General features: G+C 28.6%; 22 protein-coding genes and 1 other RNA gene. 6 read left to right on the top strand and 17 right to left on the bottom strand.

All coding sequences use genetic code 11. The features are described 5' to 3' along the window. The first annotated feature begins 9 nt into the window (after nucleotides 1-9). Both BTO07_RS16535 and BTO07_RS16530 read left to right on the top strand, forming a co-directional pair. Nucleotides 10-435, top strand: coding sequence for a hypothetical protein (locus tag BTO07_RS16535; protein ID WP_087522364.1), 426 nt, complete (start codon nucleotides 10-12; stop codon nucleotides 433-435). Beyond that, nucleotides 422-802 (top strand): ribosomal maturation YjgA family protein, encoded by a 381-nt coding sequence (locus tag BTO07_RS16530; protein WP_087522362.1) that lies wholly within the window; start codon nucleotides 422-424, stop codon nucleotides 800-802. Before BTO07_RS16535 ends, BTO07_RS16530 begins: the two co-directional genes overlap by 14 nt. Here BTO07_RS16530 and BTO07_RS16525 read toward each other — a convergent pair. Together BTO07_RS16525 and BTO07_RS16520 are read right to left on the bottom strand one after the other, a co-directional pair. Continuing rightward, nucleotides 786-1007, bottom strand: coding sequence for a DUF3820 family protein (locus BTO07_RS16525; RefSeq protein ID WP_087522360.1), 222 nt, complete (start codon nucleotides 1005-1007; stop codon nucleotides 786-788). The two genes, BTO07_RS16530 and BTO07_RS16525, sit on opposite strands and share 17 nt — an antisense overlap. Next, nucleotides 1008-2213, bottom strand: a complete 1206-nt coding sequence (locus BTO07_RS16520) for an NAD(P)-dependent oxidoreductase (protein ID WP_087522358.1) — start codon at nucleotides 2211-2213, stop codon at nucleotides 1008-1010. 189 nt (nucleotides 2214-2402) lie between these two features. Here BTO07_RS16520 and ssrA point away from each other — a divergent pair. The 4 genes from ssrA to BTO07_RS16500 all read left to right on the top strand — a co-directional run bounded on the left by ssrA (nucleotide 2403) and on the right by BTO07_RS16500 (nucleotide 4678). Further along, nucleotides 2403-2796, top strand: a transfer-messenger RNA (tmRNA) gene (gene ssrA / locus BTO07_RS16515). Nucleotides 2797-3038: 242 nt separating this feature from the next. Beyond that, nucleotides 3039-3371 (top strand): hypothetical protein, encoded by a 333-nt coding sequence (locus BTO07_RS16510; RefSeq protein WP_087522356.1) that lies wholly within the window; start codon nucleotides 3039-3041, stop codon nucleotides 3369-3371. Nucleotide 3372: 1 nt separating this feature from the next. Beyond that, on the top strand, nucleotides 3373-3873 hold the full coding sequence (locus BTO07_RS16505) for a hypothetical protein (RefSeq protein ID WP_087522353.1): 501 nt from the start codon (nucleotides 3373-3375) through the stop codon (nucleotides 3871-3873). Then, the gene (locus BTO07_RS16500; RefSeq protein ID WP_087522351.1) at nucleotides 3866-4678 is read left to right on the top strand and encodes a hypothetical protein; all 813 of its coding nucleotides are present in this window, start codon (nucleotides 3866-3868) and stop codon (nucleotides 4676-4678) included. The genes BTO07_RS16505 and BTO07_RS16500 overlap by 8 nt, the downstream gene beginning before the upstream one ends. Before the next feature lie 4 nt (nucleotides 4679-4682). Here BTO07_RS16500 and BTO07_RS16495 read toward each other — a convergent pair whose 3' ends face one another. From BTO07_RS16495 to dinB, 15 genes are all read right to left on the bottom strand, one after another. Continuing rightward, nucleotides 4683-5465, bottom strand: coding sequence for a hypothetical protein (locus tag BTO07_RS16495; protein WP_087522349.1), 783 nt, complete (start codon nucleotides 5463-5465; stop codon nucleotides 4683-4685). Between the two features lie 61 nt (nucleotides 5466-5526). Continuing rightward, nucleotides 5527-5790 (bottom strand): DUF6979 family protein, encoded by a 264-nt coding sequence (locus tag BTO07_RS16490; RefSeq protein WP_087522346.1) that lies wholly within the window; start codon nucleotides 5788-5790, stop codon nucleotides 5527-5529. Between the two features lie 57 nt (nucleotides 5791-5847). Further along, nucleotides 5848-6279 (bottom strand): GIY-YIG nuclease family protein, encoded by a 432-nt coding sequence (locus BTO07_RS16485; protein ID WP_087522344.1) that lies wholly within the window; start codon nucleotides 6277-6279, stop codon nucleotides 5848-5850. A 12-nt stretch (nucleotides 6280-6291) separates the two neighbouring features. Beyond that, nucleotides 6292-6462 (bottom strand): hypothetical protein, encoded by a 171-nt coding sequence (locus BTO07_RS17355; RefSeq protein ID WP_157663366.1) that lies wholly within the window; start codon nucleotides 6460-6462, stop codon nucleotides 6292-6294. Further along, nucleotides 6432-6557: a DUF6979 family protein gene (locus BTO07_RS17710; protein ID WP_442956822.1), complete on the bottom strand. Its 126-nt coding sequence runs from the start codon at nucleotides 6555-6557 to the stop codon at nucleotides 6432-6434. Before BTO07_RS17710 ends, BTO07_RS17355 begins: the two co-directional genes overlap by 31 nt. Before the next feature lie 28 nt (nucleotides 6558-6585). Then, nucleotides 6586-8055 (bottom strand): DUF6339 family protein, encoded by a 1470-nt coding sequence (locus BTO07_RS16480; RefSeq protein WP_087522342.1) that lies wholly within the window; start codon nucleotides 8053-8055, stop codon nucleotides 6586-6588. Next, complete coding sequence (locus BTO07_RS16475; protein ID WP_087522340.1) at nucleotides 8048-8815, bottom strand: hypothetical protein; 768 nt, start codon at nucleotides 8813-8815, stop codon at nucleotides 8048-8050. The genes BTO07_RS16480 and BTO07_RS16475 overlap by 8 nt, the downstream gene beginning before the upstream one ends. 3 nt (nucleotides 8816-8818) lie before the next feature. Further along, the gene (locus tag BTO07_RS16470; protein ID WP_087522337.1) at nucleotides 8819-10465 is read right to left on the bottom strand and encodes a hypothetical protein; all 1647 of its coding nucleotides are present in this window, start codon (nucleotides 10463-10465) and stop codon (nucleotides 8819-8821) included. A gap of 43 nt (nucleotides 10466-10508) precedes the next feature. Then, a complete protein-coding gene (locus tag BTO07_RS16465) occupies nucleotides 10509-12218 on the bottom strand; it encodes a hypothetical protein (protein ID WP_087522334.1) in 1710 nt (569 codons plus the stop codon). After that, entirely contained in the window at nucleotides 12215-13528 is a 1314-nt protein-coding gene (locus BTO07_RS16460; protein ID WP_087522331.1) for a restriction endonuclease subunit S, read from the bottom strand. Before BTO07_RS16460 ends, BTO07_RS16465 begins: the two co-directional genes overlap by 4 nt. Then, a complete protein-coding gene (locus BTO07_RS16455; RefSeq protein WP_087522328.1) occupies nucleotides 13521-15149 on the bottom strand; it encodes an HsdM family class I SAM-dependent methyltransferase in 1629 nt (542 codons plus the stop codon). The genes BTO07_RS16460 and BTO07_RS16455 overlap by 8 nt, the downstream gene beginning before the upstream one ends. A gap of 8 nt (nucleotides 15150-15157) precedes the next feature. Next, nucleotides 15158-18223 (bottom strand): type I restriction endonuclease subunit R, encoded by a 3066-nt coding sequence (locus tag BTO07_RS16450; RefSeq protein ID WP_087522325.1) that lies wholly within the window; start codon nucleotides 18221-18223, stop codon nucleotides 15158-15160. Between the two features lie 171 nt (nucleotides 18224-18394). Continuing rightward, a complete protein-coding gene (locus tag BTO07_RS16445; protein WP_087522322.1) occupies nucleotides 18395-18880 on the bottom strand; it encodes a hypothetical protein in 486 nt (161 codons plus the stop codon). 157 nt (nucleotides 18881-19037) lie between these two features. Further along, on the bottom strand, nucleotides 19038-22109 hold the full coding sequence (locus tag BTO07_RS16440) for a DNA polymerase III subunit alpha (protein ID WP_087522320.1): 3072 nt from the start codon (nucleotides 22107-22109) through the stop codon (nucleotides 19038-19040). Beyond that, nucleotides 22109-23323, bottom strand: a complete 1215-nt coding sequence (dinB, locus tag BTO07_RS16435; protein WP_087522318.1) for a DNA polymerase IV — start codon at nucleotides 23321-23323, stop codon at nucleotides 22109-22111. Before dinB ends, BTO07_RS16440 begins: the two co-directional genes overlap by 1 nt. Nucleotides 23324-23350 lie beyond the last annotated feature (27 nt).

Here is a 23350-nt window from a genome sequence, read left to right as displayed (position 1 = left end):
TTTAAAAAAATGAATTCATCTAGGAACTTATCATCAACTTTATTAAAAGCAATATGTTTGGCTACAGTACTCTTTTGGATACTTATTATTCCAGAGGACTTAAATCAAATTTCTCCTTTATTTATTGTATCCATAATTCCTATAGCAATTGTTTGCTCTTTAACAATTCTAGTTACAATTACACCTTTCTTTTGGTTAGCAAAAGAAGGTGTAACTGACCATGAAATTTTTAAAAAGTATTTTCCATATTACTCAATAATTACTTTTGGAATCTTGATATACTTTGTAATTCTGTCAAATTTTGAAAGTTTTGTTTGTGCTTTTTTTATAACAGCATTTATAACATTAATGCAGTCTTGGATTTGGATTTGTAAACCAAATTCAATTATCCAACAGAATAAGAATCTTAAAAACAATTTAAATGCTGAAATTTAATAAAATATACTTCATACTTTTTTTTGTAATATTTCTAATAGAAATACTAATCGCTAAATATGCTACAGGTTTTTTAAGACATACAATTGGTGATTATTTAGCCGTTATGTTTGTATACACGTTTATAAAAAGCATCTTTAAAATATCAACAGAAAAGGCTGTTTTAATAACATTCGCTATTTCATTTATTATTGAATTTCTTCAACTATCTAATTTACAAAATCATTTTCCAAAGGAGTATTCACAAATTTTAAAACTAATTTTAGGAACCTCCTTTAGCATTGGCGATTTAATTGCGTATACATTAGGTGTAATCACTATTTACCTGATTGAAAAGTACTTTAAGAAGATTAAAACTTCCTCCTAATTTCTCTCACAATATCTTCTAATCCATTTAATTGAAGTTCATAAACCAACCCCATCTGTTTTCCTAATTTTCCATTAGGGAAACCTTTGTTTTTATACCAAACAATATAATGTTCTGGTAAATCGATAAGAAATCTGCCTTTGTATTTACCAAAAGGCATTTTCATTTTCGCTAAGTCTATTAAAAATTGTTTGTCTTCTGTCATTTATTCTTTTCCGTCAACATAATCTTGTAAGTAAGAAAAACGCTCTGTCAATTTTCCGTTTTCTGTCATTTTTGCACGTTGTAAAACTCCATCTTTATCATTATTGAAAAAAGCAGGAATTACATTTTGTAAAAACATTTCGCCAAAACCTTCACTTGCATCTTTTGGTAATTCACAAGGTAAATTGTCTACAGCCATTACAACAATTGCGTTTTCATCTTTAAAATCAACTTCAGATTCTGTTTCAGGATTATAACCATAAATAGGATCTGCAATTGTTGATGCTTTTAATGTTGATGCTACAGGACCATCTACATCACAAGAAATATCTGCCACAAACTTTATATTAAAATCAGAAGCTTTTGCATCATTTCTAGTAAATAAATATGGAGCGCCATTTCCATAAAAATGACCCGCAATAAAGAAATCTGTCACTTTTGCAAAACGCATAAAATCTGATTCATAATTTTCTGGATGATCGTAAAAGTCAAAATTATCAATAACTTGCCCGTCTTTACGCTTATTATAATCTAGAACATCTGCCAAACAATATACAACTTCAGTAAACGAATAATTTAAATATTCATCTACAGAAACTTGTTTAATATTCATTCCGTCTAACATTTCTTTTGCTCCATAAGCAACTTTACCGTTTCCTGTTAAAAGAATTTTAATGTTTGGTAAGTCGATTTTATTCAACTCAGAAATTAATTCTTTTTGGCTATCTAACATTTCTGCTTTTGGCAGATTAAAAGTATTGTTTGTTAAACCAATTGCTCTAAAACCATTATAAGCACCTACAATACCAGCATAACGTCCAAAACCTATTAAACGTGCTCCGTTTTCTTTTACAATAGTTTCATGATCATACAATTCTATGTTTTTTTCTAGAATTGCCAATAATAATTTTCTGTTATAAGGCTGTTTCTTTATTGTATGGCTAAAGAAAAAATATTTTTTATTGTTGATTAAAGCATCAATTGGCAATTCTTTTACACCAAATAAAACATCACAATCTGACATATTATCAGTTACTTCTAATCCGGCAGATTTATATGCTTGATCAGAGAAAACTCGAATATCAGAAGATTCTACTTTAATAGTGGCGTCAGTGAATTTTTCTTTGAATTCTTGTAATTTTTCTGGTGAAAAAACTACTCTTCTATCCGGTGGATTTTTGCGTTCTTTTATAATGCCAAACTTCATAATATATTGTGGTATAATATTTGCTCGAAGATATTAGAATTTATGGTGATAAGCAACTGTATTTTTTATACTTTTGCAGACCGCGTTAAGGATTGAAGTGACATCCTTTTTTAATTTTTTCTATTAAAAAAGATATAACGGAAAGCTTGACCACGATTTTTTTCGTGGTAACGCACAAACTATTAAAACGGGGACGACTGGTTTTGACAGCGAGGACAGTGAATTTGTAAGCATACCGAGTTATGAAATAACACTCGTAAAACCTAATTTCAACTTTTTAAACGGCGAAGATAACTACGCTTTAGCTGCTTAATCCGAATTATAGTAGGATTAGCCTCGGCACACTAGGTGTGCAAGCTTTATGTCCACGGAAAGCCCTGATTTACGGCGTTTCACTTTTGGATATCGTAAAAGTAAATATAGAAAACCTGGTACTTCGGAGGGTTTTTGAAACTAAAGAAGTTAAGCTAAAAGCAGATTGTTCTTAATCAACTTTTAGTCGAAAATTAAGAAAGAACTAAGTATGTAGAAAGCCTTTTGGCTGCTCGTTTGGACCCGAGTTCGATTCTCGGCGTCTCCACAAACAACCCTGTAAATCATTTATTTACAGGGCTTTGTTTTTTAAGGTGTCAGTTTTGGTGTCAGTTTCACATCTTACATATAAAGAAAAAAACTATCGAGAACAACAAATATTAAATCTCTTTATAATATTTATCAACCCATATTAAAACTTTTTCAAATAAAATAAAAATAAAAAATCTATATATTAATAAAATTATTAATTATTAATTTTTTATTTTAGCTGAAACCAATAGTTTGTATATCATGAATAAGAATGAAAGATTTTTAGTAGAAATGGATAACGGGAGTATCAACTCATTCAGAATAAGAGACAGATGGTTATTACATAAAAAAAATATTTTAGGTTCTTTTATTGGTAAAGACGCTATTGGACATGCAGCTTGTAAAGGAAGGATAGCTTGTGGAAACCCTAATGGAAAATTTAGACTTGGTTTCGGTTTTCCAAGTAACTTTAACGAAAATCCAAGTTTACTTAGTAAAAAGATTAAAAGTGAATACGAAAATAAAATTGGTTATTTACCAAAAGCTTCTTCATCTTTAAAATGTTTACTAAAAGAGATTAAAGCATCTAGTTAGTATGCACTTAAATATAACAGAAATAACGATAATAGCTTTATTTTCCTTTTGGCTAATTTCTACTGCTCTATACCAATTTAATACTTCTTTTTTAGATAAAGTTGATATTTTTGGTCTTCTACCTTCTTTTAGATTTTTTGCTCCTAGACCTGTATCTAGAGATTTAAGAGTTTATTGTAAAGGCTATACATTAAATAGGGAAGCTACAAATTGGATACCTGTACTTAAATCGACTAAAAATTATTGGTGCTTTATTTGGAATCCAGATCATAGATTAAGAAAATCAATTTTTGATTTGTATGAAGAACTAGATCCTTTTAGAAAAACTCCTGACATATGGCATTTGACCTTACCATATTTAATATTTTTAAATGCTGCTGAAAGTACTCTTAAAAGTAAACCAGGGATAGATCAAATACAGTTTACTGTTGCCTGTTTTGCAGGATTTGAAGATTCTACACACGATTTATTATTTATCTCTAATTTGCATAAATGTGATTAGTATCCTTCAAACTGACATCAATGCGTTTTCTTTAGTAATATATTTATCAGCTATTAGCTTAAGTATTTCATCATTGGAGTGGCTATGGTTGTCAAAAAAATTTAAAAACAATAACTTTTATGGTTGGAATGTTAGAGAGGTTGGAAGCCCTTTTTATGGTAATACATTTGTGAGTAATATACTAGGTAAACTTTTTAAGTATCCCAATGTATTATTATTTTTTATTTTACAACTATCGGCATCTATTTCTATATTAGTAAGTATATTTTATCAATTTGATATTTTCTTAGAATGTCTATTAATAGCAATTTCTCTTATCGTTTTATCTCTAAGGAATAGTGATGGCACTATGGGTTCTGATCAAATTACTAAAATAGTTTTTGTTGTTGGAGTTATTGCATATGGTTTTAATACTCAAAACATATACCAAATTAGCTTATACTTTATTACTAGTTTACTTTTTGTAGCTTATTTGACATCTGGCTGGATACGTATTTTACAACCTACATGGAGAAATGGTAAAGACTTAATGGTTGTGTTAAGGCAACATACTTATGGGAATAAAACTGCTTGGAAATTAGGTAAAAAGCATCCTAAATTAATTGGTTTTGTATCCTTGTTAATACTAATATTTGAGTGTTTTATCCCTATAACCTTAATTTTACCTATAGAATGGGTGTTTTTTTACTTATTTCTAGGAGTTTTGTTTCATTTTATGAATGCGGTTATTTTAGGGCTAAACACATTTTTCTGGTCTTTTATTGCATTATATCCAGCGCTTATTTGGGTGTGCTTAACAACTTAAATCTTTAAGAAAGTATTACTGAACAAGCATATAGTGTTTTTCCGTTTTCATTATATGAGCATATTGATGTTGTTCTGTAGCCAGATGGCGTATAATCTTTTATAAATTTTTTATAAGCAACACTATCCAAATTATACTTTGTTTTGAAAAATAATGGCGCATCAGAAAGTTTCCAAAGTGCCGTAAAACTATTTTTAGGGTTAGAACTAGTTTTGTAAATTGATAAATCTTGTAAAATATAACCTCTATTAGTATAATTATTAAATAACTCTTGAAATTCCTGTTCACTCATACCATGTCTTGCTAAAAAACCGTTAGATTTTTGTTTAGACCAAATTGCATAATAGTAGTCTATACCAGATATTGAGAAGCTTTTTAAGCTATGTAATGTTAATCCTTTTTTTACGTTTTGATTAAAACTTTTCTGAAATTCATCATACGTTTCTTTTGAGCTCATAAATGCAGATAAATCTAAAGAGTTTTTCCAAACAACAATACTTTTAACTTTATTTACATCCTCAAATACACAAATATCATGTGGAATTTGTTCTTTATTTTCCTGATGATCTAATGAATCTAATAGCTCTTGGCTTGAATCAAAATATGAAATAGTAGAAGATATACTATTAGATCTTTGCCATACACCAGATATTTCTATTTGATCTGAATTATTTATTGCAGTAATGTTTAAAATTTCAAAACCATCACTCTCCATTTTTTTATGCAAACTTTTAAATTCACTAATACTTAACTGACACTCTGTATAACAATTTAATTTATTTTCCATAGGTTATTTTATATATTCTAAAAATAGTATTTTTTTTTTATAAATGAAAATTATACTAATCTCAAACAGTTTTTATTAATATTTCTATAGCTTTCAATGCATATTCTTTATTTTTAACTGACTTGGTATAATTACCTTTAGGAATACCTTTTACTAAACCATCTTCACACAAACCTAAAAAAGTACCTTTAGGACAACTTTTTTCTTGTGAACTTTTTGAGTTAGGAAAAACTTCTTTTGCAGATCTCGACCAAATTTCTATGGTAGAATAAGAGCTTTTATAATTTTGTGCGCTTTTTAAAGCTGTTAATGCGTAATTATTCATAATGAGTTTTTAATTAATTATTATTTCACCGTACCATTTAATAACTAAACTAAAGAGTTAATTATTGGAATATTTACTTTTTTTATTATCAATTGGCTGAACATTGTAAATTAAAAATTCTTCCAAAGCTAAACGCTCAAACCAAGTTTCTGATGGAACAGCTATTGAGCAAACGTATCTTGGTGTTTTTTTCCATTTATGAATAATTTTACAAGATTTGTCTTCTGAAGATTGGAAATAGTTACTTAGCCTATTACCAATGTTTGAAGATTCACCTACATAAATTACATTTTTATCTTTATCCATAATTAAATAAATTCCGTATTTACCATTGTTCGGCCATTCATTAAACCATCCATAAGTGTCTTTACTATCAGGAAATAGTTCATAAATATCACTTATATCAAATTTTCCAAGATTTTTACCTCTGTATTTTACAGCATATTCATTTACAAGTTCTAGCACCTTATTTAATTGTGTTTTAGCCATAACAATTTGTTTTTATTTCAACTTTTTCATTTTATAATCTTCTACACGCTCAGCACCCAAACCCAAACCCTCAACTTCTTGCTCTGGATAACCAACAGTAACCTGCTCATTCATTAACATAGGCAATAACCAATCTCTCAATTTAAAAACTTCTAAACCTTTACAATCAATCCATTCTCCCAAAGTGCCAAAACAACATCCATTTGAGAATTAGATCTTTTATCTCCAAGTTCTAATTGCTCCCATAATTCTTTTGGTGGAAAATGTAGTTTGAGAATTTTGTTTTAAAATGGCTAGAGCTTTTAATTAAAATAATTTGAACTCTGTATTATCTCCAAAATGATTTATAATTTTAAACTCTTTTTTGTAATTAGGATTATTGAAAGACTTACCAGAAGCATTAAATGATTTAAATATAAGTCTCGAAAGTTCGACTTCTAAATTTATTGGAAGCGGTATATATTCAATAGTATCATAATTAAAAGGCATAGTTTTATAGCCTTGTAAACCCACATTTCCATTATTATCCTTTAATTGATCTGATAGAATTGCTTTGAAATATTTAACCCCTTTCTGACTATATATTATCCCTAAAATGGATCTTTTGGGAATTGTTAAAATACGGTTAACAGTATTCTCAAAATAAACACCATTTTGATATAACTCTCTTTGTTTTTGCAATAATTTGGAAATCTTGATTCGATTAATATAACCAGATTCATTATAACAGATTAAAAGGTATCCGTTTTCAAAATTTTTTCTAATTGCTGTTTGAAAAAAAAATGAATCTACTTTTGTATTTGTTAAATTATATTCACCATTATTTCTTAAATTAAAATACTTTAGGACTTTTTCTTGTTTATCATTTTTATCTATACTTTTTGCTTCTTTTTGCTCTGTCTTTATAATAGGCTGTGATGCTTCATTTATCAAGTTACCTTTATCATTATTACGAAGTATTTCCAATCGTATTCTAGATGCTTTTTTACCTAGTTGAACTTCTCTGGCTCTTAAAAAGATTGTTTCTTTAAATTTTTCCATCTTCTGGAAAACTTCATCTTTGTCTAAATAACTCAAAACTGTTAAACCTCCTATTTGATTCAGAGTCTTAATCATTTGTTGAGCAATAGCTTCAGATCCAATTCTTTTACCATTAAGCTCTTTATTTTTATAAGTGTTATAGAAATCTAAAACTGCTTGTAAAACCTTCTTATCTCTAATAAGTTGATAAGATCCAATGTTTTTGTCTCTTAAGTTTCTCTCTGACAGAAAAACTTTACTATAATAATATTTGTCTTCAAGAGAATGATCAATTGTTAAATGAATAGCCCACCACAAACCTGCAATTGGCGATTTAATTAAACTATTATGAGAAGGTTCTATAGACAAAAGAAATCTTTCAAGATCATTTCTTAATTTCTCATCATTTTCATTCCATTTCTGAATCCAACGATTTTTTATAAAACTAAAAAAGGGTCCAAGATTTAAGTATAGCCAAAATAGATTATTTGAAGCTTGATTTTCATTTATCTGCAATCCTTCGTATAAAATTTTAGCCAACGAAAATTCATCTTTAGGATTATTATCAAAACTTTCATAAAACTCATTTATTTTTGTTTCTAATAATTCAGGATAATCAGAATCTTCGACAAGTTCGATGGCACTAAAATCAAAAGCTTCATTTTGGTATTTCCTTAAAAAATCTTCTAATTCTATGTAATTCTTAAATTCATCTCTTAAAAAAGAAAGACTTTCTGTTGTAAATATTTTAGCCATCTTGATCTTGTTTATCTATTGCAATTAAATGATTCACTAATTTAATACTTGGATTTTTTAAAATATCATTTACAAATTTCAAATGATCTGAGTCTTGAGGGTATTCATCATATTCAGAAAATTTTCTCCATTTGTTTACTAGTTCTTTGTACCAAAATAAATTATTTCTTTTCGAATTTTCTTTAAGTTCTTTACAAGCCTCCAATAAAGCTATTTGTGCAAATTGAGAGGTTAGAATTTCCTTTACCAATAAAGAATTCTGTTTTTGCATTAAATACTCAAATTGTATTTCGGGAATTTTTATTTTAATGGCATGATCAGAGTTAGATATTAAAATTTCTTTGCCATCAAATTTTTCAAAAGAAATAAGACCTGTACTTCTAGTATCTATATCTTTTTTAAAGGAACCAAAATGTGCTATTGGCATTCCTTTTTGTAATAATTGATTATCCCAACTAAATTCTTTATTAGCAACTAATAATAAATCGATAGTAAAATTAACATTAACCTTATTACGAGGAACAGTAATAGTAAGTTTAGAATTACTTTTTGTTGAAATTACATTTCTGTATAAGGTTGCAGAACAATTTGTTTCAGCTATAAGATCTATATTGTCTTGAATATGTTGGTATTTTGAATCTGTTGTATAATACTCAGGCAATTTAATTTCATACTCAAATGATTCTGATGATTGAGGCAATTCTAAAAGCTCTATAATTTGTATTTCTACATCGTATGGGAAGTTAGCACTTTGTTTCATAGCTTATTTGTTTAATGAGGATATAGAAGGTGCTACTAAGTAAGGACTATCTAATTCAATATTGTTGATAATATTCTTTCCTTTTTTCACATCTAACTCAATAACATTGTCTTTAAAATTGCCGATTTCGGAATTTTTAATATTAATTACATCTTTACTAGAATCTGTACCAATTGAAATTTTAAATTTTTGATTTCGAACAGTTCTTCCAGATTCAAAAGTTAAATTATAAACATACATTCCATTCTTTTGGATTGCTTTAAAGGAATGTTTAATAATTAACCTATCTCGCGTGTTCTCTTTTGGTTCAACTATTATTTTATTTCTATCCTTGTCTTTATTTTTACTGGTAGTTTTAGCATTTCCGCCAGAAAAACTAAAAAGATTATCTAATGTATCTATTGAAAAAGAGCTTTGGTTTCCAAAACCAGAATAACGCACATAATTTTCTCTTATAAACTCTTTAATCTCCTTAATTGTAATTTCTGCCAAAGCTGTAACATTACGATTCAATTTGGGATTCCAAACATCATGGGCATCGTTTTCAATATTTTTTAAAAAAGTATTTCCAACATCGTTGTCGCATAAAAAAACACCTGCAAAACCTGCATCTAAATCATTTTCTTTAAAAATTAACATTTTAGTTTGCCTAAATCTAGCTACAGCTCCTAAATTATATCCATCATTTTTATGAAGCCAAAGTGTACAACTACCAATGTTTGCAATATCTTTAGTGTAAATAGTTCCCTTTTTATATACATCATAATATGCTCTGGGATTCTGTCTACCACCAGTTCTATAATCTCTATAATTAGGGAAATAATGTTCCATATAAACCCCAATATTTAATGAATCTAATGTTTCATTTTCTACAGTTACTACTAATTGTTCTTTTGCAATTGCAAACCAATAGTTACGTAAAACTTCTTCTATTACATCTGTTTTAAAATTAGGTAACTCCCAAAAACCAATAACAAATACTGATGTTCCCATTTCTTCTCGTTGAAAAAGTGCTGGTATTTCGTTATTTTCTTTTTTTGTTAAATCACCATAAAATCCTTTGTAATTAAGTTGAGTGTTTTCTGAATAAGGACATAAATGATTCGAAATTTTTGCAGCACCTCTATATCTATTACCTTCTTCATTTCTTGTAGATATTAACATTGTTCGTAAATAAGAACTAGCATAATATGCTGCCTTTCCAACTCCTTTGCTCCCTTGTGAACCAGATGTTGCTTTTGTAGATTTAAAAATACCTTGTGTTAAACTCTGAAATGGTTTTTCTGCCATTCCTGTTGTATTATAATCAGAAATTTCTAAATAGGTATATGAATCTTCTGAAAACACATTAATATGTCTTTGAATCTCATCGTTTTCAGCCTCATCATTTTCTTTATTTATACAGGATTTAATATGGTCTTCTATATCACTAAAATTGGGTAAATCTAACTTTTTTACTGAACCCGTTTTAATAACTACATTAACCTGTTTTTGATCATTTTGTATATCTAAAGCATCACAAGAATTTTGAATAGCTTCTCTTACAATAGATTTTGCAGGATTCTCACCAAATTTCTCAATATCATTATCCTTAAAGCCTACAATGTCATTTAATTCCGTGTGTGTTGCAAATTTCCATTTTATACTCATAGTATTTTTATTATATTCTTTCCTAAATTTCTTTTCTCTATAATTATTTTAAATTAAGTCTTCTAAATCCTTTGATAATTTGAAATATGAAAATACCTAAAACTAATTTATGGATAATGTCTAAAAAATAGAGCCAACCACTGTCATGCATTCCATAAACAGAGCTAAACTTTCTTGTTGGATTAAAAAGTTGCCAGAATACTTTAATGTTGTCATACAACTCAAAAAACATTTGTTTTAATTCAAAATTAAAATCTGTTGTGTAATGTATTTTATCAGAAAATAAAGGCAACATTAAAATATAAAAGCCAACTGTAATTAAAAAAATCAGACCTAAAGGCTTTCTCCAATTTAAACCAAAATTATTCGTTCTACTAACGGTCATAATCACTTTGTCACCCCAATTATAATTGCCGCTTTTTAGTTCATTTCGATAGGCCTCAATTTCACGAGCTTTAAAAGTTAGGCTATCAATTTGGTTTCCAGATTTAATAAGAGCGTGCTTAATTTGTCTATAAACTTCTCTTATTCTTCTATGATTTTCCCAGTTACTAACATCTGTTGAAAAAATTTCGAGTGAATCTTGACTGAACCACTTAACATTAGAAGCTCTTATTTCATCAAGTGTTACATTGTCTATTTTTATTTTATTGAAAGAATCAAAATTAAATTCATTAAATTTCGCTTTACCTAGATCACAATCTTTGAGTTCTAAAATCCCATCATTAGTTGATTTGCATTTATCAAAACTTAAATCATTATAATTTGTAAAATCAATAAATTTTAGAGCCTTTAATTTCAAGTTTTTTAATAGTAATTTTAAACTTTGATTTACACCAGAAACCAAAAATTTGTTAATCTCCCAATCATTAAATGTTACTACACCCTGAAAATTTGGAGTAACTGGTAAAGTAATTTGGTTAATTATTTTTGCTGCACCTTCAAAAACAGCACCTTCTATAAAGTTTGCTTCAGAAATGTAAATTTCTTCACATCTTGCAATTATTGGAGGTTTATTATTATTAATTATATCTGCATTTTCAAACTTTACACTTTTATTAAAAGTATCTCCATGCATAGATAAACTCTTAATTCGAGAACCTCTAACTCGAAATGTATCATGAAACGTATTGTTATTTAGTGTTAAAGAATTATAACATTCTACATTCCAAATATCTACAAAATCAAAAAAAGAGGATGAAATAAAAGAAATATCTCCAAATTGACTTTGTAAGCGTATACTTGTATTAACAGTCATATCTCTTAAACTTAATTCAGATGCAATATTGTTAGTATCAAAAATCTTGTGAATTTTACTAGAAGATAATTTTATACCACCATTTTTTATGTGAGTTTCAATTATACAAAGACTATTAATCTCCGACTGTTTTTCTATTTTGATAGCCCTATCTAAAAAGCAATTTGCATCAAACTGAATTAAAGATGCTTTACAGCTGGAGATAAGAACACTAAAATTATCTCTGTTAATTGTAGAATCAAAGTTTGTACACTTTATACTACTGAATATGATACCTTTTTTAAAATCGCAATTATAAAAAGCTAAACCTGAATTTATCTCTGCATTACGAACTCTTACTAATTTCTCGAAAGTTACATTTTTAATGGCTCTAAAATCCCAATCAATGATACTAGAATCAATAATCAATTCACTGTCAAGTCCTATTTGTTCATCTCCAAAAGAATCATCTTTTAGCTTTTTTAAAAAGTTATGCAATGTGTAAATTGTTCTCATCCCTCTCCATATTTAGCATTCTCCTCAGCAACCAAACCCAAAGTGTTTTTAGTGCTTTCATTATAAGATTGCTTCGTACCTCGCAATGACGAACTACCAACACTAACCTGACCATTCATTAACATAGGCAATAACCAATCTCTTAATTCCGATAGTTTTTTGTTTTGTTTTACATTTGATTCTAATTTAAGTATGATAGGATTTAAGACTGATTGAAAATCACTTAAGATTTTTCCTTTACAAATAGGTAAGGCATAGTCTTTTAATATATTCCAATTTGCTCTTGGCATTTTAGTTCCTGTTGATGATTTTGTTGCTGTTTCAATAAATATATCTGTAAATACAGTTTCTAACGCAATTCCTGCGTAATTTTTATTTTTAGGTCTAAGAACTATTGTATCTGTTGAAGTTATTCCATTAACAAATGCGATACCAACTTTATGAAAATAAGGTCTGATTTTACCAAAAAGGATATCATATTTTTTAAACATATTTTTAGAGCTATTAACTTTTTTTGCTGTTTCCCATTCAGAAAGAACAATACTCTTTCTTGGTATATGTTCTAATCCGACATATGGGGTTTTAGGATCAATTTCCTCAGAATTAATGGTACTACTTATGTTGTCAACTAAATCATTAAGTACAATTACTTCCCAGTTTTTGGGTATTTTACGTTTTAATTCATTATTGTAAACCATTATCCCTCCTGATGATTTATAAGGTTTTCCATTTGAATTAGGAAAATCAAATTGTACAAACCAATATTCATACAAAGCTTTTGACATTGCTTCTAATTGTTGGTTTATTTTATTGTTAATTGTAATTTTAGAATCTAAACTTGAAAGGATATGCGCTATCCTTTTTTGTAAATACAATTCAGGTAATTTAATAGGGAATTTTTTTAGCATTACAACGTCTACACCTGTTTGCCCACCAGTTCTTGGAGATAAAGCATTTATGTATTCAAATAAATGTTTTTGACATAAAAAATAATATAGATAATCATTTTCTATATTATTTTTAGGAATAGCTTTTATTAATGCCACATTATAAGCACCTTCAATACCTCTTAATATTTGAAAAATGGGAGGACCATAACGTCCTATCATTATATCATCTTTTTTACAAAATTTACGAGTACTATTTTTTGGTATATAAGTAATGAAACTATCTTTTTTATAATCTCTAATTTGAATTAACCTGATATACCCTTCTTTTTTGATATTTGAAAATATTTTTTTTGGAGGTTGACTTCCTCCAATAAAATCAGAGACCTCACCTAAAGTTGTTTTGTCTAAAAAACTATTCATATTTTAAGTTTTTCAAATTTGTAAGAATACTTTTTTCCAGACTTTTAGATTCAGAAAATAAATTACCTAAATTACTTTCAAAATTATTCATCTTAGTTGTAAAATCATCCGCAGAAATATCTACATATTCAATTTTAACTTCAAAATATTGCCCTGCACTTAAACTGTAGTTTTTAGCTTTGATGTCATCATAAGAAACCACTACAGAAAAATCTTCTTTTACTTCTTTGGTATTAAAAATATCAATAATTTGTTGCTCCTCAATGTCGCTTAGAACAGTTTTTTGATTATTCCCTTCTTTAACTTTTATTCCTAAATTAGAAGCATCCACTAAAACCACATCTTTGGTATTTGCTTTGTCTAAAAATAATATACTAACATTTGCATTTGTAGTTGCAAAAATATTAGAAGGCATAGAAACGACACCTGCCAACATTTTACTTTCTACTAATTTCTGACGTATTTTTTTATCAATGCCACTTTGTGCTGTAATAAAACCTGTTGGTACCACAATGGCTGCTTTACCTGTTTCTGGCGTTAAAGAGTGCATTATGTGTTGTATAAACAATAAATAAATTGCCATAGAGTCTTTCTTTGTTTTCGGAATATTTGGGATTCCTGCAAAAAAGCGTTCTTTGTTGGCTTTGTTATCTAAATCTACACTGTAATCAGAAAAGTCTAATTTAAATGGAGGGTTCGAAACAATATAATCAAACTGTTCTAATTGTCCGTTTTCATGTTTATGATACGGACTTAAAATAGTATTTCCTTGTATAATATTTTGGATAGAATGTACGAGGTTGTTTAAAATTAAATTTAAACGCAATAAGGCAGAAGATTTCTGAGAAATATCTTGTGAGTAAATAGTACATTTTTCTTCTCCAATGGCGTGTGCAATATTCATTAACAAGGTGCCAGAACCAGCACTTGGGTCGTAACAAGTGGCGTTGTTTACATTTTTGTCTGTTACCAAACACGCTGCCATAATTTTTGCAACGGCGTGTGGTGTAAAGTATTCTGCATATTTACCACCTGAATTGGTGTTGTAATCTTTTATTAAATACTCGAAAATAGTTGCGAAAAAATCGAACTTCTCTTCAAAAATTTGCTCAAAACTAAAACTGACTAATTTATTAACCAACGCTTTGCAAAAAGCATCTCTGTTGTCGGTTACATATTTACTAATATTCTCGAACAACACAATACGTTCTCCACCTTGGGTTAAAACCGAGAAAATATCATTATTTGCTCTGGCAACATCTAATAAAGTTTCATCAAAAATATCGGCAAACTTGTCTTTGTTTTGTTGCTCAAACAAACGAGATAATAAGTTTTTAGGCGCAATTAAAGCAGTGTTTTCACTTATTTGCATACTTAACATTTCTAATTCATCATCAGAAAAAGCTTTTAAAGCATCATCTATATTTTCTGCTTCGGCTAATTTGGGGTCTATTTTTTTTAACTCATATACATATTTATCATTCAAGAATTTATATAAAAAAACTTGGGTGATAATTTTAAATTCATTTCCATCATTCCCTAAACCATAATTGGCACAAACGCTTTTTAAATCGTCTATTAATGCTTTGGTTTTGGTTTCAAATTGTGCGGTTTTTGTCATATTTTATATTAGGCTACGCCATTATATTCGTTGATATATTCTTTTACTAAAATGTTGTTAATGCGTTTTACATCTGTTGCATTTATGTTGATGTTCTGTTTGTTTTTAAATTGATTGATGACCAAACGCATCATCATTTTTTCTACATAACTTTCGTTTTCTAAAATCTTTGCGTTTTGTAGTATTTCATTATCTACTTCTGCTTTTAATCCTTTTAAGGCTTCAAACAATTTACGCTCATTGTCTGTTAAAGGATCTTTCTCTATTAAGCGTTTATGAATACGTGCGTACTTTGCATCATAATCATACTTTGCTTTTAATAACTGATTTTCTCTTTCTAACTTTTTGGCTGCATCGTAAATTTCATTCAAGGCTTTTATGTTGGCTTCCATTTCTTCTTTAGAAACTTCACTTAAATTTTTCTTCTTGAATAAACGTTCTAGTTCTTCACGTAAAGAAATAAATATTGGGTCTTTCTGATCGAAATTACCACCTAACATTTCACGAGTTTTTCCTAAAACATCTTTTAATTCATCTGCCAATACCATTTCTTCTTCCTTTACTTTTGTAAAAGCAAAAATGACATCTTCTAAAGCCGTATTTAAAATATTGTTAGTTTCAAGATTGTTTTCTAGCGCTAATTTTGTGTTGATGAGTGCTAAACGATCATTTGTTAATCTTGATAAAATAGCTAGTTTTCTAAAGTCTAACTTCTCTAATAATTCATAGTTACCAGATAATCGAATTAAGTTATAAAGTTCTTTAGAGTTGTTTAAAACCTTTGCAATTTCTCTAATTTCTGTACGATCATTAATTTCTGATATTTGCTGACTAAATACTTCGGCATTATTAGTATCAAATTTAAAAATAACATCTTTTATTTCTTCAATCTCTTTGGTAATTTCTTCTGCGGATTTAAACAAGTTAGAATAATGTTGCATTTCATCGCCTAACTCACTTTGCAACTCGTTAAAATAATCTTGATTTGTTTTATCGAATTCTTTTTGAATGTCAGCAAAATCAACCACAAAACCATATTTATGATTTTTATACGTTCTATTTACTCTGGTTAATGTTTGTAATAAATTATGTGATTTTATTTTACGACCAATGTATAATTTCTTTAATCTTTTGGCATCGAAACCAGTTAACAACATATTATATACAAAAAGTAAATCTATTTTTCCTGCTTTAAAATCATCTACCCAATCTTTACGTTCTTGTTTTGTGCCAACATCGTGCAAAATTACAGTTGCCTTATTTACTTTGCTGTCTGCAATTTTTTTATGTCCATATTGCTCAGGATCTTCTGCTGCTTGTTGAAAATACGTTTCTGGTTTGATTGCATATTTCTCATCAAAGATATCTTGCATCATTTTTGCCTGATCAGAAGAATCACAAACTACCATTCCACCAATTGTATGGTCATCCATAGAAATTCTTGCTTTTTCTAAATCTTGAATGATATAGTTTAGCATAGGTTCTACAAATTTATGATGTGAATAGATTTTTTTCTTATCAGCATCACCTTCTAAAACTTTAATTTTCTCTAATGTTTCCTGAAGTGTTAGTTTGTATTTCGTTTCTATTTCTTCACGAATTAAACGTAAAGTATATCCATCTTTAATGGATAAATTGTAATAGTATTTATGAATATAATCGCCAAACAACGTTTTAGAATTGTACTCTTTTCCTAAAAGTGGTGTTCCTGTTAATCCTATTTTTATAGAATGTTTATCTGCTAATTCTAAATTGGCTAAAAAACTTCCTTTCGGATTATAACTTCTATGTACTTCATCTAAAAAGAAAATACGTTGTACGCTTAAATTGTAATCGTTATTTTTTATAACGTCAGGGTCGTCTTTAAACTTCTGAATATTTACCGCTGTAATTTCTGCTTTACCAGAATTGTTATGAATTACGTTGGTAGACTTAATGTCTTTTGTAAAAGCCTCTCTACTGCTAATTTTATACACTGTTAAACCACGAGAAGTAAATTCTTTTGCAGCCTGATTTAATAAATCGATTCTATCAACTATAAAATAAAATTTAGGAATGATATTTTTCTTTTGATAGTAATCTGTTAAATGTTTTACATTAAAATATGCCAAGGCCGTTTTCCCAGAACCTTGTGTGTGCCAAATAATTCCTTTTTTAACTCCGTTTTCTAGCTTATTCTCAATAGCTTTTGTTGCAAAAATTTGAGGATAACGCATAACGTGTTTTTCCAAGCCATTTTCTTCCTCTACATAAGCAAATGCATATTGCAAAATAAATTGTAAACGTTCTTTTTGGAATAGGGAAGTAGATATAGAGTTTGTTGCTGAATTTGGATTCTTATTTGAAGCAAACTCTTTAGAATTTTTAATACTGATAAGATTTGTATCTTTCAATACAAAGTTTTCTACTTCTTCTGAAACTGGAGATAATATTTTATTTAAATCAAAAGTTTCTTCTTCTCTAAAATAATTGAATATTGGTTTTTTGTAATTTGTAGTGCTATAAAAAGCACCTTCTAACATTTGCGTATCATTATCACTATACGGCATATTGTTAGAAAAAACCATTAACTGTGTTAAGTTGATGAACTTTCTAAACTTCTTATTTTTAAAACGCCTTTGCATTCTTTCATGCTCATCTTTAATACCGTTTCTGTTATTTGGTTTTTTAACTTCGATAAACACCAAAGGCATTCCATTAATTAATAGAATAATATCTGGTCTAAAATTGTCCTCATCTTTTTCATAAGGCAATTCTGTAACTACGTGAAAAGAATTGTTGTCAAAGTTTTCAAAATCAATCAATTTAATTCCTGATTGATCAATCAGTTTTTTATAAAAAGCTCTACCTAAATCTTCATTTTCTAAAGTAAGTGAAACCTCATTATAAAATCTTTCTGCTTCTTTTTGTGAAAGATTCGTATTGATCTTCTTCAGTTGAGGATAAAAGATATCTGTAAAGATATTTGTACTAGTATCCCAAGTAGTATCTTTCAGTGAAAGATACCTATACCCCAATTGAATTAAATGTAAAATTGAGGGGATTTTTACTCTAGAGTCTTCGTTAAATTTCATAGCAAATGAATGTGCCCCTAAAGTAATGAAAACGAAATGAATTTGAGTTATGGAAACCCGTAATTATGAATTAAACTTCTTTAGTCGGATAAAACAAAAATATATAGATGATTCAAAACTTATATAAGTCTAGACTGTAAAATATTATTTAAGAATTAGAGTTGTTGTTTTTTATTTAGACTTATTCTGCTTTATTTGCCAATTTATAGTTTTCTCATAGCTCTTAATGTTTGTGTCAATTTCCTCAAAACTTGTATGCCATCTTGTTGTTATATTTTTCACGTTATTTAATTCTTGAATTTCTCTATCTAACTTAAGATATTCATTATCCATTTCCACAAATTTAGGTCTTGAAACGCTCCATTTTGTTTTAAATATTTTTAATTTATTCAAAGCTATTTTAGCTTTATCAGGATTTATTTTTACGATATCAAGAATTGGTGTTAATTCTTTTAAATGATTTTGAATGCCAGGTGAGATTTCCTTTTGCATTAAAAAATCTTGCCTTTTTCTAAGCTCATTTATTTTTTTTGTTATTTCCTTAAAGCTCAGAATGTTTTTATTAGTAGTATGAGGTTTTGAAGTTGAGCCTTGTGAGTAACTTGAGATAGAATATATCAATATACTTGATAAAATTAATGATAGTTTGAAATTCATAATGTTTGTTGGTTATTGTTTAGTTTTTCAAATTTAACTTTTTTAGTTACTTTGTAAAATACCTACTTGTAGGTATTTAAGTTTAATTTAGATTTAGAGCGGTTTAATACTTATTAAAAGATCTTTAAAACTTACTTCCATCAAATAGTTTAAAAATCTAACTCCTAGGATCACCCAAAACCCCCATCGTCTTAGATTTAATTATATTCATACTACAAAAGCCATATCTATTGGTAATTTTACCATAACACCCATAAACACCAATTCCATTTATAGGATATAAGTGTACCACATTTGTAAAATGCACTGCATCAAAATAATTCCCATCTTTATCTACAAACGTGCTTAATCTCATTAATTTGTCTTGTGAAGTTGTATTGTATCTAGTAGTAACCAATAAACCATAAATTAAAACATTCTGATTCTCAAAATCAATCATTTGTTTAGCTTTGATACTTGGTAAAAAAGGTTCTGCAACTAGTTTAAAATAATCGTGAATTGTAAAGCCTAATAATTCCATTTCATCATACACATTTTCAAGCCAATGAGATTCTAGTTTTGGAAGTTCATATTTTTTATGTTGAATTTTAAAAAGTTGAGCTTGTTTTGATTGCTGTTTTGTGGCATTTAATTTAAATATAGCTTGCCATAATAGTTGTGTTTTTGTTTTTCCTGTAAATCGAAAAGCATCTATTCTAATAAGGATTGTTAGTTGTTCAATACTGATAACAACACGTTCTATAAAGTTTTCTAAAGACGAAAATTCCCCATATAATTGTCTTTCAGTTAACAGGCGTTTTATAACTAAATGTTCTAAACTTTTTAAATAACCAAAACCTAAATAAATAGTTTTATCGATAACAATATTTGGGTGATTGCTTTTATTGATACAAGGCAATTCTATAATTGCACCTTTCATTCTAGCTTCGTGTATATAATGCGCTGCTGAATAAAAACCCCCTCCATTATTTAAAACTGCTACCATAAATTCTATAGGGTAGTAGCATTTTAAGAATAAACTTTGATAACTCTCAACTGCGTAAGAAGCAGAATGTCCTTTTGCAAAAGCATATCCTGCAAAACTTTTAATTTGATTCCAAACTTCAAAAATCAAAGCATCTTTATGTCCCTTTTTCTTACAATTAGAAACAAACTTATCTTCAACTGCCTTAAACTCTTTTAGAGAACGATATTTACCACTCATTCCTCGTCTTAAAACATCTGCTTCACCTAATGTTAAATCTGCAAATTTACTTGCCACTTTCATCACATCTTCTTGATACACCATAACACCATAAGTTTCTGGCATAATCTCTAATAAAATAGGATTTGCATCTTTCCTTTTTTCTGGAAAACGATGTCTTTTAATAAATTCATCTTTCATTCCAGAACCAGAAACTCCTGGTCTAATAATAGAGCTTGCAGCCACCAAACCTAAATAATCTTGTGTTTGTAATTTCTGCATCAAACCACGCATTGCTGGAGATTCTACATAATACGCACCAATTGCACCTCCAGATTTCAACAAGTGATTAATATTTTTATCTTTTTTAAAACTTTCAACATCTGTAATGTCAATTGGAAGATCATTGGGTCTATTCTTTTTAATAATCTCTAGTGCTTCCTTAATTTTTGCCAAACCCCGTTGCCCTAAAATATCAAATTTAAAAACACCTACATCATCTGCAATATTCATATCAAATTGAACTGTAGGATATCCTTTTGGAGGAAGATTTGTTGCGGAATAATAATGTATAGGTTTATCTAAAATTAAAATTCCTGCTGAATGAACACTTATATAATTAGGAAACCCTTCAATTAACTTTCCATACTTCAAAACTAACTTTGCAATACTATCTATTTCTTGCTGTTGATAAACTATTGCACTACTATTGCTCTGTTCTTGTATTGCTATTGCAGTGCTATTAGTTTTCTGTTGTACTGAGTTATTGCTTGATGTGTAAGTTTGTCCTAGCAACGTTTTTTCCTGTTTTGATTTCTTGCTTAGCTTGTCAATTTCTTCTTTTGGAAGCCCAAAAACCTTTCCTAATTCTCTAATTACAGCTTTGTATTTAAATGTATTGTAAGTTGCTAAAAGTGCAGTGTTTTTAAAGCGTTTAAAAATATAGTTGGTAACATCATCTCTATCTTTCCAAGAAAAGTCAATATCAAAATCTGGTGGTGATGCTCTAAAGGGATTTATAAATCTTTCAAAATACAAATCTAATTCAATAGGGTCTACATCTGTAATACCAATAATATAAGCAACAATACTATTAGCACCACTTCCTCGACCAACGTGAAAATATCCTTTACTTTTTGCATAATTGACAATGTCGTAATTGATTAAAAAAAAAGAGACAAATTTTAATTCAAGAATAACTTTCAATTCTTTTTGAAGTCTATCATTTACTTTTTGTGTTACATTTTTATATCTCCTATTGATATTACTATTGCAAAGTTGCAATAGCATCGTGCAATCTTCTTCAAAACTATTGCAATAGTATTGCTTGTTTTGATTTTCTCTATTGCTACCAAACCCAAATTCACTATTGCACTGTTGCAATAGTGCTGTTGTATTTGCAGCTATATAAGGGAATTCTTCAAAATGTTGTTGCAATAGTGTTGCTGAATACATTTTATCTGTTGGTAAACATTGTTCAGTTGTAGGCAGTTTACTTAACAACATATTGTTACCTATTGCACGCAATAGTCTATGTGCATTAAAATCATTTTTATTGCGAATTGTAACTTGTTGTTGTATTACAAGTTTATCTTCATACTTTTTTAAATATGAAAATCTAAGTTTATTAATTTCAGCAACAGAAACACCAACAAATTCATTCTCTTTAAAAGAAGTTAAGTTTAATTCTAATGCTTTTTCAAAAGGATAAATAATAAAAACATCTTCTAAAAATTCTGGTTGATCTGGAATAGGTGTTTTAGATTCTAAAAAGGTTGACAAATACCTATTGATGTTTTTAAAACCACTATTGCTTTTGGCTATTGCAATGTATTGCTGAGTATTGCCATTTCTAAAATCTACACCAACAACAGGTTTAATGTTATGTTTTTTAGCTTGTTGTATAAAATTTAAACAAGCAGAAGTATTGTTAATATCTGTAAGTGCAATAGTATCAATATTGTTTTCTATTGCAAGTTGCAATAGTTCTACTTCGGAAAACGTACCATAACGTAAAGAATAATATGAGTGACAGTTTAAATACATTATTGCTTTCTATGTGCTAAAAGAGTTGGAGGTTCACCGTTAAAAGGATTGCTAAAACGACCAATAGTTTTAGCTCCCATAGAAGCAGCCCTTGTAATGCTTAATTCACCATATTTATTTCTAATGGTATCCATAGCATTATATAAATCGAGCATTTGTTCAGAATCATCAAATAAATTAATTTGATAATTACCACTAACAATATCTGTAATCTTTACACCTACCAATCGTATTAATAATCTTCTTTGATACAACTTCTTAAAAAGTTCTAATACTGTTGGTATAATAATATGATCTGCACTTGTATAAGGGATTTTAACTTGCTTTGTGTAGGTGTTAAAATCTGAATATCTAATTTTTACAACAATTACAGATGCTAATTTGTCTCCTTTACGAAGTTGATATGCTAAATTTTCTGCCATCGCAAAAATAGTTTCAGACAGTTTTTTCATATCAATAGTATCTTTATTAAAAGTACGTTCTGTTGAAATAGATTTTCTTTCATGAAAAGGAATTAAAGGAGGATTGTCAATTCCATTTGCACGTTTCCAAATTGTTCTACCATTTAGCCCCAAAACACTCACCAACATCTCAACAGGCATTTCTTGAATTACTTTTACTTTTTCTACTCCTAAATTTCTTAAAATTTGATATGTTTTTTCTCCAACAGAAGGTATTTTTCGAATTGATAATGGCGCCATAAATTCTTTTTCAAATCCTTCATTAATTAACAGTTGATTATTTGGTTTTGCTTCACCAGTTGCAACTTTTGAAACAATTTTATTTCCAGACAATCCAAAAGAAATAGGCAATCCACTTTCTTTTATAATTCGTTGTCTTAATTCTGATGCATATTTATAACTTCCAAAAAAAGTATCCATTCCTGTTAAATCTGCATAAAATTCATCAATGCTTGCTTTTTCAAAAATTGGTACTTTTTCTTTGACTATTTCTGTAACTATTTTAGAATATTTAGAATAAATACTTGTATTTCCTCTTATAATTACTGCCTCTGGACACAAACGTCTTGCTACTTTCATAGACATACCAGAATGCACTCCAAAAAGTCTCGTTTCATAGCTACAAGCAGCAACCACACCACGATCACCAGTTCCACCAACTAACAAAGGTCTTTTCTGTAAACGACTATCAATCAAACGTTCACAAGACACGAAAAACGTGTCTAAATCTAAATGTAAAATATTTTTCTTCACATCGCAAAATTAGCTACAAAAACAAAC

This window comes from Polaribacter sp. SA4-12 (genome assembly GCF_002163675.1).
Taxonomy (GTDB): domain Bacteria; phylum Bacteroidota; class Bacteroidia; order Flavobacteriales; family Flavobacteriaceae; genus Polaribacter.
The sequence above is the reverse complement of the archived record's forward strand: the minus strand, read 5'-3'. Positions and strand labels throughout refer to the sequence as shown.